Source organism: Pseudovibrio sp. Tun.PSC04-5.I4 (genome assembly GCF_900104145.1).
Taxonomy (GTDB): domain Bacteria; phylum Pseudomonadota; class Alphaproteobacteria; order Rhizobiales; family Stappiaceae; genus Pseudovibrio.
Window position 1 is genome coordinate 317,812 of sequence record NZ_FNLB01000001.1, and the last position, 19,256, is coordinate 337,067.

Annotated in this window: 17 protein-coding genes and 3 pseudogenes; 11 read left to right on the forward strand and 9 right to left on the reverse strand. The window is 50.1% G+C overall.

Translation table 11 applies throughout. The features are described 5' to 3' along the window. Nucleotides 1–932: 932 nt before the first annotated feature. The 3 genes and pseudogenes from BLS62_RS01445 to BLS62_RS31975 all read right to left on the reverse strand — a co-directional run. On the reverse strand, nt 933–1,493 hold the full coding sequence (locus BLS62_RS01445; protein ID WP_093175772.1) for a flavin reductase family protein: 561 nt from the start codon (nt 1,491–1,493) through the stop codon (nt 933–935). 466 nt (nt 1,494–1,959) lie between these two features. Then, nucleotides 1,960–2,055, reverse strand: a pseudogene (locus BLS62_RS31970) (helix-turn-helix domain-containing protein); the annotation flags it as partial. A 603-nt stretch (nt 2,056–2,658) separates the two neighbouring features. Further along, nucleotides 2,659–2,922: pseudogene (locus BLS62_RS31975) on the reverse strand (integrase core domain-containing protein); the annotation flags it as partial. Between the two features lie 967 nt (nt 2,923–3,889). On the opposite strand from BLS62_RS31975, the gene BLS62_RS01460 reads away from it, so the two are divergent. From BLS62_RS01460 to BLS62_RS01510, 10 genes and pseudogenes are all read left to right on the forward strand, one after another. Next, a complete protein-coding gene (locus BLS62_RS01460; protein ID WP_093175780.1) occupies nt 3,890–4,867 on the forward strand; it encodes a TRAP transporter substrate-binding protein in 978 nt (325 codons plus the stop codon). 68 nt (nt 4,868–4,935) lie between these two features. Then, nucleotides 4,936–5,445: a TRAP transporter small permease gene (locus BLS62_RS01465; protein ID WP_093175784.1), complete on the forward strand. Its 510-nt coding sequence runs from the start codon at nt 4,936–4,938 to the stop codon at nt 5,443–5,445. Beyond that, entirely contained in the window at nt 5,445–6,728 is a 1,284-nt protein-coding gene (locus tag BLS62_RS01470) for a TRAP transporter large permease (protein ID WP_093175788.1), read from the forward strand. Before BLS62_RS01465 ends, BLS62_RS01470 begins: the two co-directional genes overlap by 1 nt. Before the next feature lie 187 nt (nt 6,729–6,915). Further along, a complete protein-coding gene (locus tag BLS62_RS01480) occupies nt 6,916–7,956 on the forward strand; it encodes a Gfo/Idh/MocA family protein (protein ID WP_093175796.1) in 1,041 nt (346 codons plus the stop codon). Continuing rightward, complete coding sequence (locus BLS62_RS01485; protein ID WP_093175800.1) at nt 7,953–8,978, forward strand: Gfo/Idh/MocA family protein; 1,026 nt, start codon at nt 7,953–7,955, stop codon at nt 8,976–8,978. The genes BLS62_RS01480 and BLS62_RS01485 overlap by 4 nt, the downstream gene beginning before the upstream one ends. A gap of 58 nt (nt 8,979–9,036) precedes the next feature. Beyond that, complete coding sequence (locus BLS62_RS01490; protein WP_093175804.1) at nt 9,037–10,038, forward strand: Bug family tripartite tricarboxylate transporter substrate binding protein; 1,002 nt, start codon at nt 9,037–9,039, stop codon at nt 10,036–10,038. Between the two features lie 23 nt (nt 10,039–10,061). Then, the gene (locus BLS62_RS01495) at nt 10,062–10,580 is read left to right on the forward strand and encodes a tripartite tricarboxylate transporter TctB family protein (RefSeq protein WP_093175809.1); all 519 of its coding nucleotides are present in this window, start codon (nt 10,062–10,064) and stop codon (nt 10,578–10,580) included. 9 nt (nt 10,581–10,589) lie between these two features. After that, nucleotides 10,590–12,095, forward strand: coding sequence for a tripartite tricarboxylate transporter permease (locus BLS62_RS01500; RefSeq protein WP_093175813.1), 1,506 nt, complete (start codon nt 10,590–10,592; stop codon nt 12,093–12,095). Between the two features lie 81 nt (nt 12,096–12,176). Next, the gene (locus tag BLS62_RS01505; RefSeq protein ID WP_093175817.1) at nt 12,177–12,869 is read left to right on the forward strand and encodes a GntR family transcriptional regulator; all 693 of its coding nucleotides are present in this window, start codon (nt 12,177–12,179) and stop codon (nt 12,867–12,869) included. Nucleotides 12,870–13,016: 147 nt separating this feature from the next. Then, nucleotides 13,017–13,299: pseudogene (locus BLS62_RS01510) on the forward strand (IS3 family transposase); the annotation flags it as partial. 176 nt (nt 13,300–13,475) lie between these two features. On the opposite strand, the gene BLS62_RS01515 reads toward BLS62_RS01510, so the two are convergent. The 6 genes from BLS62_RS01515 to BLS62_RS01545 form a co-directional block, all read right to left on the reverse strand. Continuing rightward, a complete protein-coding gene (locus BLS62_RS01515; protein ID WP_093175824.1) occupies nt 13,476–14,264 on the reverse strand; it encodes a DNA adenine methylase in 789 nt (262 codons plus the stop codon). A gap of 338 nt (nt 14,265–14,602) precedes the next feature. After that, complete coding sequence (locus BLS62_RS01525; RefSeq protein ID WP_093175834.1) at nt 14,603–15,109, reverse strand: hypothetical protein; 507 nt, start codon at nt 15,107–15,109, stop codon at nt 14,603–14,605. A 32-nt stretch (nt 15,110–15,141) separates the two neighbouring features. Beyond that, on the reverse strand, nt 15,142–16,425 hold the full coding sequence (locus BLS62_RS01530; protein ID WP_159436457.1) for a phage tail protein: 1,284 nt from the start codon (nt 16,423–16,425) through the stop codon (nt 15,142–15,144). Beyond that, a complete protein-coding gene (locus BLS62_RS01535; protein ID WP_093175843.1) occupies nt 16,422–17,174 on the reverse strand; it encodes a phage tail protein I in 753 nt (250 codons plus the stop codon). The genes BLS62_RS01530 and BLS62_RS01535 overlap by 4 nt, the downstream gene beginning before the upstream one ends. Beyond that, entirely contained in the window at nt 17,167–18,312 is a 1,146-nt protein-coding gene (locus BLS62_RS01540) for a baseplate J/gp47 family protein (protein WP_093175846.1), read from the reverse strand. The genes BLS62_RS01535 and BLS62_RS01540 overlap by 8 nt, the downstream gene beginning before the upstream one ends. Further along, nucleotides 18,309–18,692, reverse strand: a complete 384-nt coding sequence (locus BLS62_RS01545) for a baseplate (RefSeq protein WP_208990641.1) — start codon at nt 18,690–18,692, stop codon at nt 18,309–18,311. The genes BLS62_RS01540 and BLS62_RS01545 overlap by 4 nt, the downstream gene beginning before the upstream one ends. A gap of 131 nt (nt 18,693–18,823) precedes the next feature. On the opposite strand from BLS62_RS01545, the gene BLS62_RS01550 reads away from it, so the two are divergent. Further along, the gene (locus BLS62_RS01550) at nt 18,824–19,237 is read left to right on the forward strand and encodes a DUF2513 domain-containing protein (protein WP_093175849.1); all 414 of its coding nucleotides are present in this window, start codon (nt 18,824–18,826) and stop codon (nt 19,235–19,237) included. Nucleotides 19,238–19,256: the final 19 nt, after the last annotated feature.

A 19,256-nucleotide genomic window follows, 5' to 3' on the forward strand; every position in this document is an offset into this window, starting at 1 on the left:
ATCAAGTAACATTGCCAACTTGATGGAACCATTAAAGCATCAAACAACTTGAAGTGGCAGGTGTGGAGATCTAGGCAAATTGCACATAAAATTATCACCAGTGGAGACAACTCCGGCTGACAGTATGACTGACATCGCACCTGCTTTGCGGATCATTTTGTCACCTTCCCAATCAATACATTCTTTTGTCAGTCCGTCTTGATACCAGTCAATTGAATGCATGGGTTTCTCACGCAGGTGATCTCAATTGGGGGCCCGTTTGGGAAGCTTATCTGAGTTCCTCGAGGCAAGGCCAGTAGGTCGACACCACGTGGTGTGATGTTTTCTCCTAAGATTCCTGGACTTACATCGGACCCTCAAGAGTGCAGCAGTTCATGAAACTCTGAGTGTATCAGATGCACCTGTTTGAGATTGGGCTGTTTTGCATCCTGGCGTGCAAGAAACCGGTGTTTCACTCGCTTACCAGCATAAGCATCACCGGTAACACCAAGCCCCTTTACGAGATTGATGGTTTCCACAATCAGCTTTGTGAAGGTGTGTTTTGCACTTCTGCAAACGGATAATATCTATCCAGTTAGAATTTCAGTTATTTTTTTGTGCCCCCGCTATTTAACAGGCTGTTTCATCAGAATTGAAAAGCCCTCTAGATATTTATAAGAATGAGCAAAGTTGGAGTTCTTTTGCATTTCGCCGTCCACGTTTGACAATGCCGTTTTTCCAACAAGATCCATCAAAAAGACCGAATTTGTATATGCAGTATTGCTCGCATGAACTGGACTATTACAATGAACGCATTTAGTTTAAGGCTTTTTGTAATCAGCAATCTGAAAATTCGGAGATGGTAAATTTCACTACAAGAAGTGAACTGTATACTGTTGGTGCGCGCAACTAATCTGTATTCCCGTAAATTTTCTCTTACCCTAATCGATTTCTTAGAGATCCAGGACAATTCTTCCTTTGCTGCGAGCGACGCATGCCATTAGACACTTTTCTCTTTGATCTAAATTAAGGACGTAATCTCTGTGATCAACATCGCCGGCGATATAACCGGTCCGACATGTGCCGCATATGCCGGATTCTGATGAAATTTGAATATCAGCATCCTGAAGCGCCTGCAATATGGTCTTATTCGCAGCAATTGGAATAACTTTTCCAGATGAGTTAAGCTGAACCTCAAAAGCAGTTTCGTTGCTGTCCTTAGTGCTCCCAAAGCATTCAAAATGAAGCACCTCAGAAGGTAATTCTGCACCTGTACCCCTTACTGCCCGCATCATTGGAGTGGGGCCGCAGGTGTAAATATGAGCGTCATGTTCCAACTGAGACATGAAGCACGGAATATTTAACCTTCTGTTTTCCTCTCCGTTTGCAAAGTAGGCACAAACATTATTCGGGTGAGATGCAAGAAGCTGCGCTACAAAAGGAGCATCTTTGTTAGTCATGAAGCAAGTATGGAGATGCCATCCATCTCCGCGTTCTTCAGCCTCTTCAATCATGGATAGAAAAGGCGCAATTCCGATCCATCCTGCAATAGAAATTGTGGTTCTTCGCTTCCCTAGCAAGACCAAAGTAATTGCGAGGTGGAGAAATTTTTACAGTATCATCCACTTTGACTATCTCGTGGATCCAGGCAGACCCACCTTTACTTTGTGGCGATAGCTTAAATGCAATTTTTGCTCTCAGTCTATTCGTTGAGGGGATAAGTGAATAGTGCCGGATGCCAGTGTCTCCTGCTGATATCTGGATGTGAGATCCGCCAGAGAATTCCGGAAAACAGAGGTGGTTCGGTTTGTTTGGACAGGTTAGCGTCGTTTATAAGTGAAACCGCTCCGATTAGGCCGCAGCTTGAGTTATGTGCTGGAAATGGTTGCAGCACAGCTTCACTGATACTGCGTGGCTTAAATGAGGATGGCAAGCCAGTTTGCATATCTTGGGCCGCAGAGCGCGATCCCATGCGACCTAATCAGATGCCGACGCTCGATAAGCAATACGTCCCCCATTTCGTCGGACCTCGCGACTGATTGTGGAGGGAGCACGGCCCAATTGGCGTGCAATGGATGTAAAGATGTGTTGATGCTGAGGCCCCGCGATATCTCCTCGCGTTCTTTCAAGTTCCGCACTTGCTTGCCACGGCGTCGATCCGAAGGACGGATGCCTCCAGTGGGAGAAATGACGGAAAGCACAGATGAGGACTGGAGGTCAAACACCCGGCCAATCGTACTCATGAACTCTCCCAGCTGCCATCAACCCCAAATTTCGGCTCGTTGCTTTGCGGAATAATAGATACGACGGCGGTACTTCATGTTGAACACTCCATCTTTATTCAAAGATTAAAGTGTTGCTCTCACCTGTTGAACCCACCTCACAGAATACCCTCACAGGATGGTAGTCCAAAAGCTAAACGATCGGCTTCTTGTGATTGATGTGCCATCGAAGGTTTCATCCAAACCGGCGAATGCACAATGCTCTCCTATTTCATCAAGCTCATCCAAGACCAGATCACGTGTGCGCTGGAAGCGAAGTAATCCCCAAAGCTGCATCACAATCAATGATATCAATGAAAACCATATAAATTCAATCAGTTACTCCTTAAGTTAGCGCCTATGGGGTCATGCCGCCGATGGCCATGTTGGGTCGCTCATTATTGTATGTCCAGAGTCATTTTGTAACCTCAGCCTGGACTCGGATGATTGTCTCAAAGTTATTCTGAACCAGCCACTCCTGCCGAACGGTCCTGTGTAACGCTCAATATATGCATTCTGCGCTGGCTTTCCGAGCCAGCTCTACACGTATCATCTCTGGTTTCCCGCGCAATTCTATGACCTGTTTTAAGGTGCATACCACCCGTAAAGCTGGGAGTGAAAAATCCACTTCAATAGCCAACCCTTCCCGGTTGAAGTCATCCAGAACATTAAGCATTCGAAACGGTTCTGACGGAACCAGACGTCCAGTCCTCCGGTTTCAGCTTCAGCGGAAGCATACCGGCGCGATTCTGTTCCTTTATCTTCAGATTCACGCCCTCAACACCATTCTCTCAGATCGCAATGACGCGTATCGCCAAGCTGCTGATCTTCCCGCTAGGCTCTATGATCAAGTTCTGGAGACCAGACAAAGTGCAATTGCGGTGTCGCGGAACATCCGGCAAGTCTTCTTGGGCCGCGCGGTTTCAATGGCTCAGTCACAAATTTTTACTTGAGCTCAAAACTTAGAAAACCATTTCAGATCGTCAATAATTACACGGCTCAGTAACTCCAAATCGTTCACATCTAGGCGGCATCTGGCTCATTAAGGCCTCAATTTACGACCTTTGTGTAATGAAATCTGGAACCCAATTAACGTAGAATGTCTTTACCATAGGACCCTCTGAAATCTTCGCGACAGAACCATGCTCGTCGAGCGATATCAATTAGCTCGCTTTAAACAACCATCCTCACTAACCTGTATACCAGTATACAAATATATTTACAAAGGTGGCTTTCAACGATAACCTCACGATTCTAGATAGTAAATAATTTCTCTGATTACCTCTTGTGAATCGGAAGGTAATTTTGAAACCTTAACTACAAAATGATTATAAACTTACAATTTTGTATTCTGGCTGGTTGTGTGAATATTTTCATTAATAACCATAATACTATCAATGATTATTACTATGATAACACGTTCAATATGAGGATATTGAGTCGATTAAAGCACACTACTTGAGGAATATCCATAATTTTACTTGAAATATACTGTAGATATACCTTTGGGCGGAGCGCAAGAATGCATACTCACAAGTAGATATCGATCAAAACCACTGTTCAATTTTCAGATTTATACCGAGACACATCTACTAGGAATTTAAATACGGGAGTGCTGGAGACACCAGCATACATGGGAGGACGTCAATATGTTAAATAATTCATCACTAAAATCTGTTGTTCTGGGCTTGGCCCTTACAGGTGTCGCAACCGTCGCGGTTGCCGAAAATTACCGTGGCTGGAACACACATTCACCAGAATATCCTGTCTCCGTTGCAATGGATCATTTTGGCGACTTAGTCGCAGAACGCACCAATGACCGCATCATACTAAAAACCTATCATTCGGCTCAATTAGGTGAAGGTGAGTTCGCAACGGAACAGTTGCAATTTGGTGCTTTAGATTTTGGGATTTTCAGCCTGGCGCCGATGAACAATACGGTTAAAGAAACTGCGGTAACCTCCCTGCCCTATGCTTTCAAATCAGTAGAGCACAGCTTCCGTGTTCTCGAAGGTGAGATCGGTGCAGAAATCGGCAAAGCCATGGAAGAGTTTAACATGGTTCCGCTTTCCTGGTTCTCAGGTGGTTCCCGTTCCTTTTATGCAAATACCCCTCTCAACTCTCTTGAAGATGTTAAGGGCTTGAAATTCCGCGTCCAGAACTCGGAAATCAACGTTGCGATGGTTGAAGCACTCGGTGCAAATGCGACGCCGCTTCCATTTGGTGAAGTATATACTGCATTGCAGTCAGGTGTCGTGGACGGGGCTGAAAACAACTGGCCTTCTTATGAGTCAACAAACCATTTTGAGGTTGCCAAATACTACATCCTTGATCAGCATACCATCGTTCCAGAGGGCATTATCTTCTCAAAATCCACATGGGATGCTTTCTCCGCAGAAGACCAGGCGATCATCAAAACAGCTGCCCAAGAAGCCGCAATTTACCAGCGTGAACTGTGGGCCGTTCGTGAGAAAAAATCAGAACAGATCGTACGTGATGCAGGCAGCATAATCGTCGAACTTGACGATAAAACTCCATTCATCAAGGCCATGGCTCCAGTCTACGAAAAATTTGCGTCTGATCCTGTGATCAAGGATCTTCTGATGCGCATTCAAGCGGTCGACTAACAGCACATCTCACTTTTCCTGTCGCACCTTTTGGTGCGGCAGAACTCTCTGAAAAATAAGGTCGAGCAATGCGCTGGAAGCTCTTTGATTACCTCTCTCAAGCAGTTGTGTTTCTAGGTTCAATTGCATTGATTTTGCTTGTCGTCTTCACCGGATGGCAGGTTTACGGGCGTTATATCCTTAACGACACGCCAACATGGACCGAGAAAATGGCTCTCCTGCTCATTCTCATTGTGTCCCTGCCAATGGCCGCCGTTGGGCTGCGTGAAAATTTCCACCTAGGGATAACCTTCATCTCGGAATTACTTCCCATGCGCTACCAGCGCTGGGTTGAAATAATCAATGCATTCATTCTAGCTCTGTTTGGCGGCAGCATGATTGTCTTTTCCTGGACGCTGGTTAAAGGAACCTGGGGCCGCAATATTCCTCTCCTGGGCATTCCGCAGGGCATTCAATATTTACCGCTGATAATATGCGGTGGTCTCATCATCGCATTCATGGTTGAGCGCCTCTATTTTCTAATAGTAGTGCCGCAAACCGAACTCTTAGAAGCTGCCTCTGAAACGGAGACCGTATAATGGGCGTCGCTATTCTGGTTCTCGCCTTTTTCCTATTCACGGCTATGGGTATTCCAATTGCTTTTGCACTCGGCATATCTGCGCTTCTGACTGCTGTGTATGAAGGCATCCCGGCACTTATTGTTTTCCAACGGATGGTCGCTGGGATTAACGTATTCTCCCTCCTGGCCATTCCATTTTTCATTTTTGCTGGCGAGTTGATGATGCACGGCGGCATTGCTGTCCGGCTGGTCCGCTTCGCTGAATCAATGGTTGGTCAGGTTCGCGGTGGACTGGGTGTGGTTAACGTCCTTACCTCTATGCTCTTTGGAGGGATCTCCGGTTCTGCTGTCGCCGACACATCTGCCTTGGGTTCAGTCATGATCCCGATGATGCGTGAACGAGGCTATGACGATGACTATACCGTTAACGTAACTGTTACCTCATCCATTGCCGGGGTAATGATCCCCCCAAGCCACAATATGATCCTGTACGCCCTTGCAGCAGGTGGTGGCATATCAATCACTTCGCTGTTCATGGCAGGCGTTATACCCGGTGTCATTATGTGCTTGTGCCTGTCCGTTGCAGCTTACGCCATTGCAGTCCAGCGCGATTATCCGGTGGGCAGGTTTCCAGGCTGGTATGCCGTAGCCGTTGCTGCCGCCGCAGCACTACCCGGATTTCTGACAGCTGTTGTGATTATCGGTGGTGTTCTGACTGGCATATTCACCGTCACAGAGTCCGCGGCGATTGGTGCGATCTATGCGCTAGTAGTTACAATTCTGTATTACAGAACTCTGACTTTCGAGCTGTTCTGGATTAGTGTAACCCAAGCCATCCGCACGACTGCTATGGTCATGATTCTTGTTGGAACCGCACAAGCGTTCTCCTACTTCATCGCTCTTTATGAAGTCCCAGCCAGGATCCTAGAGCTAATGCAGGGAGTGTCTGACAGTAAGATTGTTATCCTGCTTCTGATCAATTTGTCGTTGCTCGTGCTCGGAATGTTCATGGATATGGGTGCATTGATACTAATTGCAACGCCGATATTCCTGCCCATGGCTCTGTCGCTTGGCATGAGCCCTATCCAATTCGGCATGATTTTGATGATGAATCTTGGGCTGGGTTTAACGACACCTCCAGTCGGTGGTTGTCTTTTCGTGGGTTGCTCCATTGCAAAGGTTCGAATCGAGCACGTCGTCAAAACAATATGGCCGTTTTACCTAGCTATCCTCGTTGCTTTACTACTGACAACTTATATACCGGCGATTTCGTTGTTTTTGCCCAATTTGATGGGGCTTTAGTGGCGTTTAAATTAGTCGACTTTGCCCTGTCTGGTGGCAAAGTCGACGTCGTAACTGATCAAACTAAGCGATGTTTTGGCCTCATCGGTGTTGCCAAGTTGTTTGCGAGCCACCGCTATCTACGAGTTCTCACTAGTTGCTTTTATTTTGGTATACCAGTATCCATGGATCTCAATGAGGACAAATTATGAATACTGTTCGAATCGCTGTCGTTGGGCTTGGAATGGCGGCAAAGCCGCATCTGGAAGCTCTGTCTCAACTACAGGAAGTTGTGAAGGTTGCGGGTGTATTCAACCGGAGCCGTGAAAAGGCTGAGCAGGTTCACGAACTTTATGGTTGGCCCATTTATGAGAATGCGCAGGACATCGCGGCAGATCCCAACGTGGATGGCGTCATCCTGATTACGCCTGCTGATCAACGCAAACAGTTCGTGAAACTGTTCAGCACAGCTGGAAAGCACATTCTCAGCGAAAAACCCATTGAGCGGAATACGGAAGCGGCAACTGAACTGGTGGAGATCTGCGAAGCGGCTAAAGTTAAATTTGGTGTGGTGTTTCAGCATCGTTTCCGCGCAGGCGCCCGGCGTCTGCGGGAACTAGTGGAGGCAAGTGAACTTGGAGACCTCTCACTGGTACGGGCTGAAGTCCCTTGGTGGAGAGAGCAATCATACTACGACGCACCGGGTCGTGGAACATATGCCCGTGACGGCGGCGGCGTGCTAATCAGTCAGGCAATCCATGTCTTGGATTTGATGCTCAGTCTGACTGAGCCGGTTGAAACTGTTCAGGCCTTTTGCGCAGCAACAAAAGCGCATGAGCTTGAAGCTGAAGATTTTGCAGCCGCAGGGCTCCGGTTCGCATCAGGAACGGTAGGGTCTGTGGTTGCGACAACAGCGACTTTCCCAGGTACCGCTGAGAGCCTCGTGATTGATGGAACTCTTGGAACGGCCTCTCTCATCGCCGGACAATTAAACGTTTTCTGGCGCGATGGGCGCACTGAAGAAGTTGGTGAGCTTTCCGCGACAGGCGGCGGCGCAGATCCCATGGCTTTCCCGTGTGATTGGCACCGTGATTTGATCGCGGATTTTGCCGCTTCAATCAGTGAAGACCGGCAGCCTCGTGTTTCGGGACGAGAAGGATTGAAGGTCCACCGGTTGATTGATGCTCTGGTGCGCTCTTCCCGCGAAGGTGCGACCGTATCCCTTGAACAAGAAGGTGCAGAGCTATGACAGGTTCCCTCTCCTTTGCCGTGATCGGAGTAGACCACCGCCATATCTACGGAATGGCTGAAGGCATGATTGCGCAAGGCTGCACGTTCAAATCCTTCTGGACCGAAGGCGATCCGCAGCCCATGGAAGGCTTTACCAAGCGCTTTCCTGATGTGCCGCGCGTACAAGACCACCAGGAAATTCTGGAGGATGATAGTGTTGCTCTCATTCTCATCGCAGCCCCGCCAGACCAACGTGCCGCTCTTGCGATTGAAGCCATGCAACACGGCAAGGACGTTATGCTGGATAAGCCCGGCTGCGTCACTCTTGAAGAATTTAGCCAGATCCGCGCTGCGGTTGAGCAAACGGGCCGGATCTGGTCCATTGATTTTTCGGAGCGCTTTGAAGTGCGCGCCGTCACCAAAGCAGCAGAGCTGGTTCATTCTGGCCGGATTGGTGAGGTGTTGCAAACAGTGGGCATGGGACCGCACCGGCTTAACAAACAGATGCGCCCGGACTGGTTCTTTGAGGAAAAGCGCTACGGCGGCATTCTGAGCGATATTGCGACGCATCAGATTGACCAGTTCCTCTATCTGACAGGTGCTGAGAGTGCCCGTGTCGTTCATTCCGCTGTCGGCAACTTTGGCAACCCGGATCATCCTGAGTTCCAAGATTTTGGCGAGTTGAACCTAGTGAGTGGCAGAACGCAGGCTTACATCCGGTTGGATTGGTTCACACCAGATGGATTGCCAAACTGGGGCGACGGACGTCTCTTTATTCTGGGCACCGAGGGTTACATCGAGCTGCGCAAATACGTCGATGTTTGCGGCAGGCCCGGTCAGGACCACCTGTTCCTCGTCAATGGTCAGACCTGTGAGTATATCGAGTGCAGCGATGCGGAGCTGCCGTATTTCAAAAACCTTGCAGAGGACGTGCGCAATCGAACTTACACTGCATGCCCCCAACAACACACTTTCACGGTTACAGAACTTGCGCTCACTGCCCAGCTAATAGCGGAACGGCGCGGATACTTGGAGAAATAACCCTTAGTTTGGCTTTCTGGGAGGAGAGCCAACATGCATTCACCTCGGGAGAATACAAATGTCTATCGTAAAAAAAGCAATCGTCTTTTCGCTGGCAGCCCTTGCAACCACAAGTATGGCAGGTGCAGCTGAGTGGAAACCTGAAAAACCAATCAACCTGATTGTGCCATGGGGTGCAGGTGGTGCGACAGATCTGGTTACGCGTATTGTTGCAGGCGCTCTTGAAGGACCTTTAGGTCAGAAAGTTGTTGTCATCAATCAGCCGGGTGCGTCCGGCGCGATTGGGTCTAAGGCAGCAATGGATGCTGAGCCGGATGGATATACATGGACCGCTGGTGCTGCGAAGGACCTTGGCACCTATGCTATTACGGGCCGTCTTGATACCAAAATTCAGGATTGGAACCTGTTCCTGAGCGTTGCAAATGTGAACATGATCAGCGTGAACCCTAATTCCGGATTTGAGGATATGGGCCAGTTTCTGGAAGCATTGAAGGGCGAAAAACGTATTGCTGTTGGAACATCCGGCGTGAATTCAGCCGGCCATTCTGCAATGGAAGGCATCATTGGAGCAGCTGGTGGTGCGTATAAACATGTGAGCTATGAAGGCGGCGCAAAAGCAGTGCTCTCCACAGTCTCCGGTGAAACGCAGGTCAGCAGTCAGCTCATTTCCGAGCAGCTTGAAATGGTTCGCGGTAAGCGCCTTGTGCCACTTGCAGCTCTGACAACCGAACCTGTTGAGCTTCCCGGTGTTGGCGTGGTTCCGCCAATCACCAACTGGTTGCCAAATTTCAAACCGTCTCCAATTCACTTCGGTATCTTCGTTCCAAAAGGCGTGCCTGCGGACGTGATTGAAACCCTTGAGAAAATTTGGGCGAGCGACATTGCAAACTCAGAAGCCCTGAAATCCTACGCGGACTCAAAGGGTGCTGCACTCACAGTCATGTCCGGTGAAGAAGCACAGGCAGCTGTTGCACCGTCCATCCAGATCAATGCTTGGCAGCTTTTCGACAGCGGTCAAGGCAACGTAAGCCCTGAAACCATTGGTATTACGCGTCCGTAACGGCTTGAGACAGGTGTAACGAAATGAAAAAAACGGCATCACTGAATACCAAGGCCGATCGAATTTCTGGCTATGTATTTGTTGCATTGGGATTATTGGTGGTCATTGGCAGTGCAGCGATGCCGGACTTTTCAAATCTGGGGGCCTCGTGGTACGAGGCCCCCGGCCTAACGCCCGGAATTTTGGGCTTGGCGTTGACTGTTTCTGGCATTTTGCTGGCAACACGAACGCAGAGCCCTCAGCCTGAGAACGGTGCGAACGACGATATGCTGGACCTGATAAAGGATCCCATTTCAAGGCGTCGTATTTTTGCCACCGCAGGTTTATGCGTCTTTTATGCGAGCATATTAATTGGGTTAATCCCATTCTGGCTTGCGACCGCCCTGTTTATTTTTGTGTTCACCTTCAGCTTTGAATACTTCGCTGACCCGGACCGCAGCCGCGTTCTTCGGAAACTGGTGATTGCGTTGCTTCTGGGCCTCACCGCCTCCGCAGCAGTAACGCTTCTGTTTCAAGAATTGTTTTTAGTCAGATTGCCGTGAGGAATTGAGATGGATGGTTTGAACAGCCTCATGGAGGCATTGGTTGCTGGTTTTACACTGACCCAGATATTCCATGTTTCCTGGGCAACCTTGCTGGGAATCTTTGTTGGAATGTTGCCCGGCCTCACCGCCACAATGGGCGTCGCGCTGCTCACAACGCTAACCTTCCATATGGATGCGCAAACCGCGATTGTGGTGCTGTTGAGCATGTATGTTGGAACGATTTTTGGTGGCAGTCGCAGCGCCATTCTTCTCAACATGCCCGGCACACCCGCTAGTGCAGCCTCCACGCTGGATGGCTTCCCTCTCGCCAAAGCTGGTCAGGCACGGGAAGCACTGGGGATGGCGACGGTCGGCTCCTTCCTTGGAACCTTGATTAGCGTCATAATCCTTGCAGTCCTTGCCCCAATCCTTGCAGATTATGCGTTGCAATTCGGCGCTTTTGAGTTCTTCTGGTTAGCCGTTTTTGGGATTGTTATTTCCGGACGTCTGACTGCGTTTGACGATCCGTTGAAGGGGTGGATCGCAGGTATTTTGGGACTGTTGTTCGCCATGGTTGGGCAAGAAACACTCCACGCCTATCCGCGTTTCTCGTTTGGAAGCACTGAGTTAAGTGGCGGGATCAACCTCATTCCGGCCATGGTCGGGACATTTGGATTTGCTGAAATTCTCACGGTTATGGCCTCGCGGAACAAAGAGAAAGTAAGCTCAGTTTCGGGCAAAATGCTGCCACCGCTTTCCACCTTCAAAAAATACTGGGCCACAATCCCAAGATCAGGACTCGCCGGAACCCTCGTAGGGATCGTTCCCGGAGTGGGTGAAGACATCGGCGCATGGGTTTCTTATGCATTGGCGAAGCGTTCAAGTAAGGAAAAAGAGAAATACGGCAAAGGCTCCCAAGAGGGACTTTTGTCAGCGGAAACTGGAAATTCCGCCGCAGTTCCTGGCGCAATTATCCCGGTTCTCACCCTCGGTGTGCCCGGTTCAGCTCCAGCAGCGGTGCTGATGGCGGCTATGATCATCCACGGTATCCGCCCCGGACCGATGATCATGATCGAAAGCCCTATGGTGATCTATGAAGTTGGTGTTGCCCTGCTATTTGCAGCTATTGCCATTCTGGTATTCGGCCTCCTCCTGACAAAGCCGATGCTTAAAGTGTTACAAGTGCCTGCAACCCGGCTGCATCCGGTTATTTTCGTGCTGTGTACGGTTGGCTCCTTTGCGCTGGCAAGTCGTCCTTTTGATATTCTGATCATGGTTGTGTTTGGCTTGCTGGGATTTGTGCTTCGGCAGATGAAGTATCCCATGGCACCAATCGTTCTGGGTCTGGTGTTGGGAAGCTTGTTGGATCAGAATATGCGTCGTGGGCTGGTTCTTTCTGATGGGTCTTTAGAGCCGTTTATGACCCGCCCAATCAGTGCTGTGCTCATGGTGATCACACTCCTGACGGTTCTCATGGGAATTCCGGCGGTGTGTCGTCTATTCGCACTTGCGTGGCGGCCCAAGACCAACTAGGAAAACTGAAGGCAAACTGGTGGAAAACCCTAAGCAAAACAAATGTTTGCTTCTCAAGAATTAGAATAAAGGGATCTTTGAATGCCCCGAACGAGAAGTGAAGAAGTAAGCAAAGTGCTTCTGGATACGTTTGATGAGACTATGATCGACAGGTCTATTCCCATTGGACCACAAATCTATGAATTGCTGCGGCTGAAAATTGTACTTATGGAGTTGCCACCGGAATCGCAAATCAACGAGCATGAACTTGCCCGAGTTCTTGGAGTAAGCCGCACGCCTCTTCGTCAGGCCTATCAAAAACTTGCAGGAGAAGGGCTGATTATCAGTCGCCCACAAGTGGGGTCTATCGTTGCGCCCATTGACCAGGCCTTAATCAAAGAAGGTATTGTTATTCGCCGTGCATTGGAGAGGGAGGTGGTTCAGGTTTTATGCAGCAATAAAACTGACCTGAGTATGCTTGAGCCTATTCTCGCGATGCAAGAAATTGCTGTGCGCAAGCGCGATTACATCAGCTATTTTAAGTTCGATGAAGAGTTTCACAAAACGCTGGCCTATGCCTCGGGAATTCCAGCCGCCTGGAGACTGGCCCTTTCAGTAAAGGGGCATGCGGACCGTGCCCGTTTGTCCTTGATGAGCAAGAACAAAAGCAGGTTGGAGCGCGCGTACAATGAACATATTGCGCTAATCGCTGCAATTGATTCCGGCGCCAATAAAAAAGCAGAAACAATCATGAACCAGCACGTGAATGCGGTTCTGGAAGCTATTGAAAAATAAAAACTTATGATCGTCGTCGGATCAGCCATATTGGCGTCATTGCAATATTCAAGGTTCTGTCGCAAAGATTTTTGGCGTAGAATATAGAGCTGGCTCAAGTTTCTTGGACAGGTGGTCTAAGTGGATTTAGTTCCTGAAACTGGCATGATGCCAAGAACAGGAGACCAGCATGAGCAGACGTCCCCATTGGTCCCATAGTCCGGCCTCTAAAGCGAAAGTGGCGCTTGCTGCTATTCGCGAAGAGAAAACCTTGAATGAATTAGCTCAGGACTTTGATGTGCACGCGAACCAGATCAAGCAATGGAAAGAGCAGGCCTTTGCGGCGATACCAGATGTGTTTGGTGCTGATAAACAGGCTAAGCAGGAACCTGAAGTCGACATCAAACGGCTGCACGCCAAAATTGGGGAGCTAGCTTTGGAAAATAATTTTTCCGGACTTCGAAGGGACTGCGGCCCCAGTGGGGCCGCGTAAGTGTGGCGCGGCTCGATTTTCTGCATAGGTGGGCGTTTTGATGTGCAGCCCGCTCTTTTGCATTCCTTACCGAATTCCAAGCGTTAGAAGAGCTTCAAACCACGCCTTTCTAACGCCCATATTGGGTTCTTATTTTAGTTGCTAATCACCAACTCCTGAGCTTTCTTCTGGCTCTTGGTGTTTACGGTATAATTGAGGCTCACCTCTTCCAGATCAAAGTCCGCGAAGATCTCTCTAATCTGCGGGGTGTCATTGATGGACAGAAGGAAGCGCCCCTTTAGGCTTTTGAGTTGGTCTGCCAGCTTCTGAAAATCATCAGCTGTGAAAACGCCCTTCCCATAATAATCCTCGCAAGCCCAATATGGCGGGTCCAGATAGAAGAGTGTCTCAGTGCGGTCATATCGTTGGATGCAATCAGCGTATGATAGACGCTCTATGATAACGCCTGATAACCGCTCGTGAACATCCTCCAACAAAGGCACGATCTTACTCAGATCAAATCGTGCCCCGCGTAAGGAGACGCCAAAGGTGCGGCCGTCAACCTTGCCTCCAAAGGCTGTGCGCTGCAGGTAGATAAAGCGGGCAGCCCGCTCCAGATCAGTCAGCGTGTCAGGATCTACTTTTGCCAAACGCTCAAACTCAGAGCGGCTTGTCAGCTGGAACTTGAGCACCTCAAGGAACTGCGGGTAGTGACGTTGCAGGATGCGAAATAAGGTCACCACGTCCCCGGAGATGTCATTGATGACTTCACACCTGGGTTGATCAGCTCGGCGGAAAAAGATCCCGCCCATGCCGACAAATGGCTCCACATAGGTTTGGTGAGTGACCGCGCTAATTCGGGCGGAGACGTGCTTGGCAAGTTGCATTTTCCCTCCGATATATGCGGCTACAGGTTTCACAGGCTTAATGGGAGTAAGTTTCATTTCTTATTGTTGTTTTCTAAGGGCTCATCTGGCCTCAGATCATTATATGTGCCACAGCGACGGCACTTGATTTCTACACGCCCCTGAAGGGCATTCTGTTCTTTTTTGAGGAGGAGAGCTGCACATTTGCAGCACTTGATAGACTCCACTTTATATCTCGCATAAGACAGTCCCGCAGCTCATTATTTGGTGAGTTAATGCAGCGGGAGCAGTGATATGTTTAGTCTCACTGGCTGGGCTTCTGGGTGGTACTTGATGCCCGGTGCCCGGAGATTTCTCCGGGCCTTCCGCTTCATATTATGTCAGGAGGCTCGAACCTTCGCCGGATGTGTTCCGGCTTATGGCGCTGGTTTTTCCCAAAGGTCACCATCTGTTGGATCTGGGATCGGTTCCATGTTCTGGATCTGAGCAGAGCGTTCCAAAATCCAGTCACGGTGATCATCTGCAGCATCAAGAACGGCCTGGACGTGTTCTTGCGTGGTGAACGTCAAATCCACCCCAGCGGAGGTTTTGTAGGCTTTGCCTTCAGGCCCAATTATGCCGCGCTCAAACCCACGCAACAAACCTTCCAGACGGCTGATACTGTCCGTATCGCACTTAAACTGGATGCCGTTGATCTTCGTACCTAAAACGATGCGTTGCTCCGCTTCCTCAGAAACTTGAGCCGGAAGATGTTTTTTTCCTTCAAGCACCCAATCAGTACCGTCCCAGGAACAATCACTGATTGGTTTGACAGGCACTTCAACAGTGCCATCAGGGTAAGAATTTAAAATATCCTCACCCGGTTCCCCAGTGGTTTGCCAGTACCCTTCGTCAGGATGGAAATAACCCTTTTCAGAACTCATTGCGTATGACCCTTAATCTATATTGAACGTTGTTAGCGGAATTCAGAGCAGTGCCTATACCCCTCCGTATTTCTGTAAAAATGCCCATGCGCTACAACCACTACTACACAGACGTAATGGCCACTTGGGGGTCTTGATACAGTCACCCAAGTGATCCCATCCTTGGACCATTGAACCGAACAGTTGGACGTTAATATTTGTACAAGCATCAGCCTCCCTGAGGTGTTTTGGTATTTTACATTTCGGGATCGCGAAGAAGAAACGTCGTACCAGGCTTGTCCTTCGCCCAACCCTTGACCAACCCCAGCAGCTGCAGATAGCGCCGCTATGTTACCCGCATGGGCAAAGTAGTCGGTTGATTTGGTAGCTGCAGACCCCAGCCCCAGCTTTTCACGCCAAGCACTTGACGTGGTCAGAGCCAACACCGTTAGCGAAAACGCGCTGATCTTGGACGCATCCAGCTTGCTACCAACCGCATTGAGGATCTCAGTCGCAAAGTTGGGATTGTCACCCAGAGCTGAAGCCAGCTCATCCAGTGTATTAAGTGCGCCCGGAGCAGATGCCACAAGGTTGGCAATGCGCTGATCTACCTCCACCTTGGTGTAAGCATCCACAAGACCCAACTCGGCCATGGTCGTAGGCTTATCTTCCAGCTCGCCATAAGCGTGAGTATGCTCACCGCCAGACTTGGTAGCCAGTGCTGTTGTCAGCCCATTCACATCCTCAATCTGATGATTGTGCACCTTGGGAGCCGCTACTTCTGCAAGCGTTTCATGCAGGCGTTTCGGGTCAATGACCTTCTTTTCAACACTGGCGTCTTTCGCCTCCACTCCACTGGCCCACGGATAGGCAGAGACCACCCAGCCTTGTGTTGCGTATCCGTCCAGTGGATTGACGACCAGCTGAATGGCATCAGAGTTGGTGATCTGTAAAACGATCTGAATGGTCAGCGTAGAGGCTGTTCCATCGGAAAGCTGCGCTTTGTAAGTCTCGGGATATTTGGCGATAGCAAACATATTGCCATCTTCATCAAACACCCCGGCCTCGCGGATCCACCACCCACCCACGTCTGGCGGGACTATCGCTTCAATGACCAACCAGGCCGGGTTCTGTACGTCCTGTGTTATCGACGTAATGGCAATGCGGTGCATCTCATTTCGCAAGGCATTCTCAGAACCGTCTGGATCATAAGCAGCCCCATTGGCATCTCCAAGTGCAAGCTCACTTATTTTGATTCCGCCTCCACCAGTAATAGCATCATTGAGAGCAGCAGAGCCTTGGTCTGTTAGGCGTGTATAATAGGTTGGATTGGTCATGCAGGCCTCGGATAGATTGTAGTGGAAACGTAACGGGGCCGCAGATGAGCTACCGCTCCTGCTAAGCCTTGACTTTGGATGGCTTCCGGCCGCCATGGGCGTATCCGCATCACTTCGCCGGTGGATGCAGCCGCACCAAATCCCAGAGCCATGGTGTTGTTCAACTCGGTGATAATCGGCGGGAAGATGCGGTTCTTGTGCAGATCAGAAACAAACCCACGGAAACGAACTGGAGCGCGGACAACTGAAAGCCAGCGGGTTGAGGTGTCTTGCGAATAGCGTTTGGTAGCCGCAATAGCCTTCAACGCGGTTTTTTGCACTTCAAGGCTCAAGGGCTCGTCTGGCGGGTCATCTAGATCACCAAGGCGCAGTGTAATCTGGTAGGTATCATGCGGGCCTTCAGGCTCTTGTTGCCACCAGTGTTCAATATCGGCGGCAATGCCGAGCAGGCTCTGGGCCAGTTTCACACCTTCATCGCGGCCTTTCTTCTCGTGAAGATCCCACGCCTGATCTATCAGCTTGCGCACAAGCGTATCCGGCAGGCCATCTTCTCCGATGAACTCATCCAGCGACCGGTCATGTACCGCTAACGGTAAAGCCGCTGTTGAGGTTTCCTCGGCATAGCGCTGCATTAGCGTGGCGAAATCAAACTCAGCTGCCATGGCCTCAAAAGCATCCAGCAAAGCCCGTGTGCGTGGCTCGTTGATACTGGGCGGAATAAGCGTATAGGGAAAGCGCCGGTCAGCCATTGCCAGCCACCGCTTCCAGAACCACAGTGCCAATCACGGCAAACTGGGTCTTCTCGAGCTGGCGGGAGGCAAGACCGGACACATCCAGCTCTACATCCACCACACCTTCCACGCGGTGCACCGCAGGCGTTAAGGCGGACAGAGCCAGATACTCACCCAGACGCCGCGACCAGATGGTTCCGGCCTCCCTAATTGCTTGCTCTGCAGCCGTACGTGCCGCCTCAAAATCACCGGTGGCTTTCAATTTACCGGTGATCTCCAGCACCAGACGCTCACCGGGATGAACGCTCAAATCATCGCCTTGCGGGCGCTTGCTGTCTGGGTCCAGATAGGTTTTCAGATCCTCGCAGAACTGAGCGCTTGGCACACCGGAGTTCAGCAGCACATAAAGTGCAATGCGGCCCGGTTCAGGCCGGATCACTTCCACATCGGCAATATCAGGAGAAAAGGCACGGGCTTGCTGGCGGTAGCTTTCTTTTGGTCCGGCTTTGGAGATGCGATCATGAGCTTTAGCGGCACGGTAGAGCAGCGAGCTATCATCTTCCGCAGTTGTTCCGCCTTCACTGGCCGTGATGTTGGTGACATTCACATCGGGGTAGCCCGCAGGCATTTGCGTGAGTTGACCGGCCAACAATCCATTGGCACCCAGCCCTGATTTTGTGGAGGTAGCGCGAGCAGTCAATGACAGCTCGCCTGCCTTCAAAATCTGCTGTTCATCGAGTGCAAATGAAACCGCCCCGGCGCTGACCTCAAGGCCGCGTGGCAAAACAAGATCGGTGCTGCGTGCGTCATCCAACGTGAAGGTCAGCTGTACAATAGCGGCCTTGGCCTTAAGCCGGAACGTGCCGTTGTTGGCGGCTGCAACATCCAAAGAAGGCCCTTTGGCAAACAGCAGCCAGCGCTTGTCGGCAGCGTCCTGACCTTCCTTGCCAAGCAATGACAAACAATAGGCCAGCAGGTTGATAAATAACATCTCATAGTGCGCCGGGTAGAGCTTGCGCTGTGGTCCGTCCGGGTGGGCTTCCCACCACGCCACCAACTTTTCTTTCCATGCCTTTGAGGAGGTCGTAAAGTGTTGCGGCGGGCCACGACGGATCAATTCATCCACGCTCAGGGCTTTGATCAGGTTCACCATCATTCAACCCTCATCAAATCAACATCGGTGCGCTGAATATCGGAAAGCACATCAGAGCGTGGTCGCCAATGAATAGCGGCGGTGAAGTATGCAAAGCCTGCTTGCTCCACATCAACGCGGTCAAGCAGAATGCGCGGCTCCCAACGCTCTAACCCCTCCCAGATCTCCTTGGAGATACCGGGAATGGCCTCAACGGGTACGCGGTCGATATAGGAAAGCGCATCGCAAAACTGCTCAGGTTCAGTGGGAACAGACAGCTTGGGCGTCAGGCAGATAATGCGGATGGATTGGGCCAGATCATCAAGACCAATGACCGCCTCATTCCAAGGCGCATCGCTCTCGTGTGCCAGCTTAATCTGCCAATGGAGGGGGTCTAAAACCATCGCCTGCAAACGTCCTTGCTAAAACTACCAGTTGTAGGCAAGGTATCGCGCGGGCGGGCAATCAGGTTACGGAAGTGTTCCGGTAAGGTGAGCTTTAATTCCCCTCAGGCACTCAACAGGAAAGATATTTCATGCAGAAATTAGCTAACAAGCGCGACATGGATTTGGTACGTGATCTGCTTCTAAAAATTGAGAGCGGTGAAAAAGTTTTTGAAATAACTTCAGACGAAGAGAGCGCAATTCTTGGGTGTGATCCCATCGGTATGAGTCAGGAAGAGGCTCATAAGTTGGAATACCATCTGAGGCTTCTTGATGATGCGGGCCTAATAGTTGGTCTAAGCATAGCTGGTGGCGGACATGTATACATAGAACGTATTTCGTGGGCTGGTCATGATTTTCTTGATAGCGTTAGAGATGAAGAAATATGGAAGAAGACAAAGGAAGGTGCAACGAAAATCGGTGGGTTTACGGTTGAAATGCTCACTGGTATCGCGAAAGCCTTCTTGAAGATAAAAGCTAAAGAATTACTTGGGGTGGAGCTTTGATTGGCGGGCATCAAAACAT

Excerpts from the sequence above, each read along its gene's own strand:
- BLS62_RS01445 (WP_093175772.1), bottom strand. The coding sequence starts at position 1,493 with ATGATTGAAGAGGCTGAAGAACGCGGAGATGGATGGCATCTCCATACT.
- BLS62_RS01460 (WP_093175780.1), top strand. The coding sequence starts at position 3,890 with ATGTTAAATAATTCATCACTAAAATCTGTTGTTCTGGGCTTGGCCCTT.
- BLS62_RS01465 (WP_093175784.1), top strand. The coding sequence starts at position 4,936 with ATGCGCTGGAAGCTCTTTGATTACCTCTCTCAAGCAGTTGTGTTTCTA.
- BLS62_RS01470 (WP_093175788.1), top strand. The coding sequence starts at position 5,445 with ATGGGCGTCGCTATTCTGGTTCTCGCCTTTTTCCTATTCACGGCTATG.
- BLS62_RS01480 (WP_093175796.1), top strand. The coding sequence starts at position 6,916 with ATGAATACTGTTCGAATCGCTGTCGTTGGGCTTGGAATGGCGGCAAAG.
- BLS62_RS01485 (WP_093175800.1), top strand. The coding sequence starts at position 7,953 with ATGACAGGTTCCCTCTCCTTTGCCGTGATCGGAGTAGACCACCGCCAT.
- BLS62_RS01490 (WP_093175804.1), top strand. The coding sequence starts at position 9,037 with ATGTCTATCGTAAAAAAAGCAATCGTCTTTTCGCTGGCAGCCCTTGCA.
- BLS62_RS01495 (WP_093175809.1), top strand. The coding sequence starts at position 10,062 with ATGAAAAAAACGGCATCACTGAATACCAAGGCCGATCGAATTTCTGGC.
- BLS62_RS01500 (WP_093175813.1), top strand. The coding sequence starts at position 10,590 with ATGGATGGTTTGAACAGCCTCATGGAGGCATTGGTTGCTGGTTTTACA.
- BLS62_RS01505 (WP_093175817.1), top strand. The coding sequence starts at position 12,177 with ATGCCCCGAACGAGAAGTGAAGAAGTAAGCAAAGTGCTTCTGGATACG.
- BLS62_RS01515 (WP_093175824.1), bottom strand. The coding sequence starts at position 14,264 with ATGAAACTTACTCCCATTAAGCCTGTGAAACCTGTAGCCGCATATATC.
- BLS62_RS01525 (WP_093175834.1), bottom strand. The coding sequence starts at position 15,109 with ATGAGTTCTGAAAAGGGTTATTTCCATCCTGACGAAGGGTACTGGCAA.
- BLS62_RS01530 (WP_159436457.1), bottom strand. The coding sequence starts at position 16,425 with ATGACCAATCCAACCTATTATACACGCCTAACAGACCAAGGCTCTGCT.
- BLS62_RS01535 (WP_093175843.1), bottom strand. The coding sequence starts at position 17,174 with ATGGCTGACCGGCGCTTTCCCTATACGCTTATTCCGCCCAGTATCAAC.
- BLS62_RS01540 (WP_093175846.1), bottom strand. The coding sequence starts at position 18,312 with ATGATGGTGAACCTGATCAAAGCCCTGAGCGTGGATGAATTGATCCGT.
- BLS62_RS01545 (WP_208990641.1), bottom strand. The coding sequence starts at position 18,692 with ATGGTTTTAGACCCCCTCCATTGGCAGATTAAGCTGGCACACGAGAGC.
- BLS62_RS01550 (WP_093175849.1), top strand. The coding sequence starts at position 18,824 with ATGCAGAAATTAGCTAACAAGCGCGACATGGATTTGGTACGTGATCTG.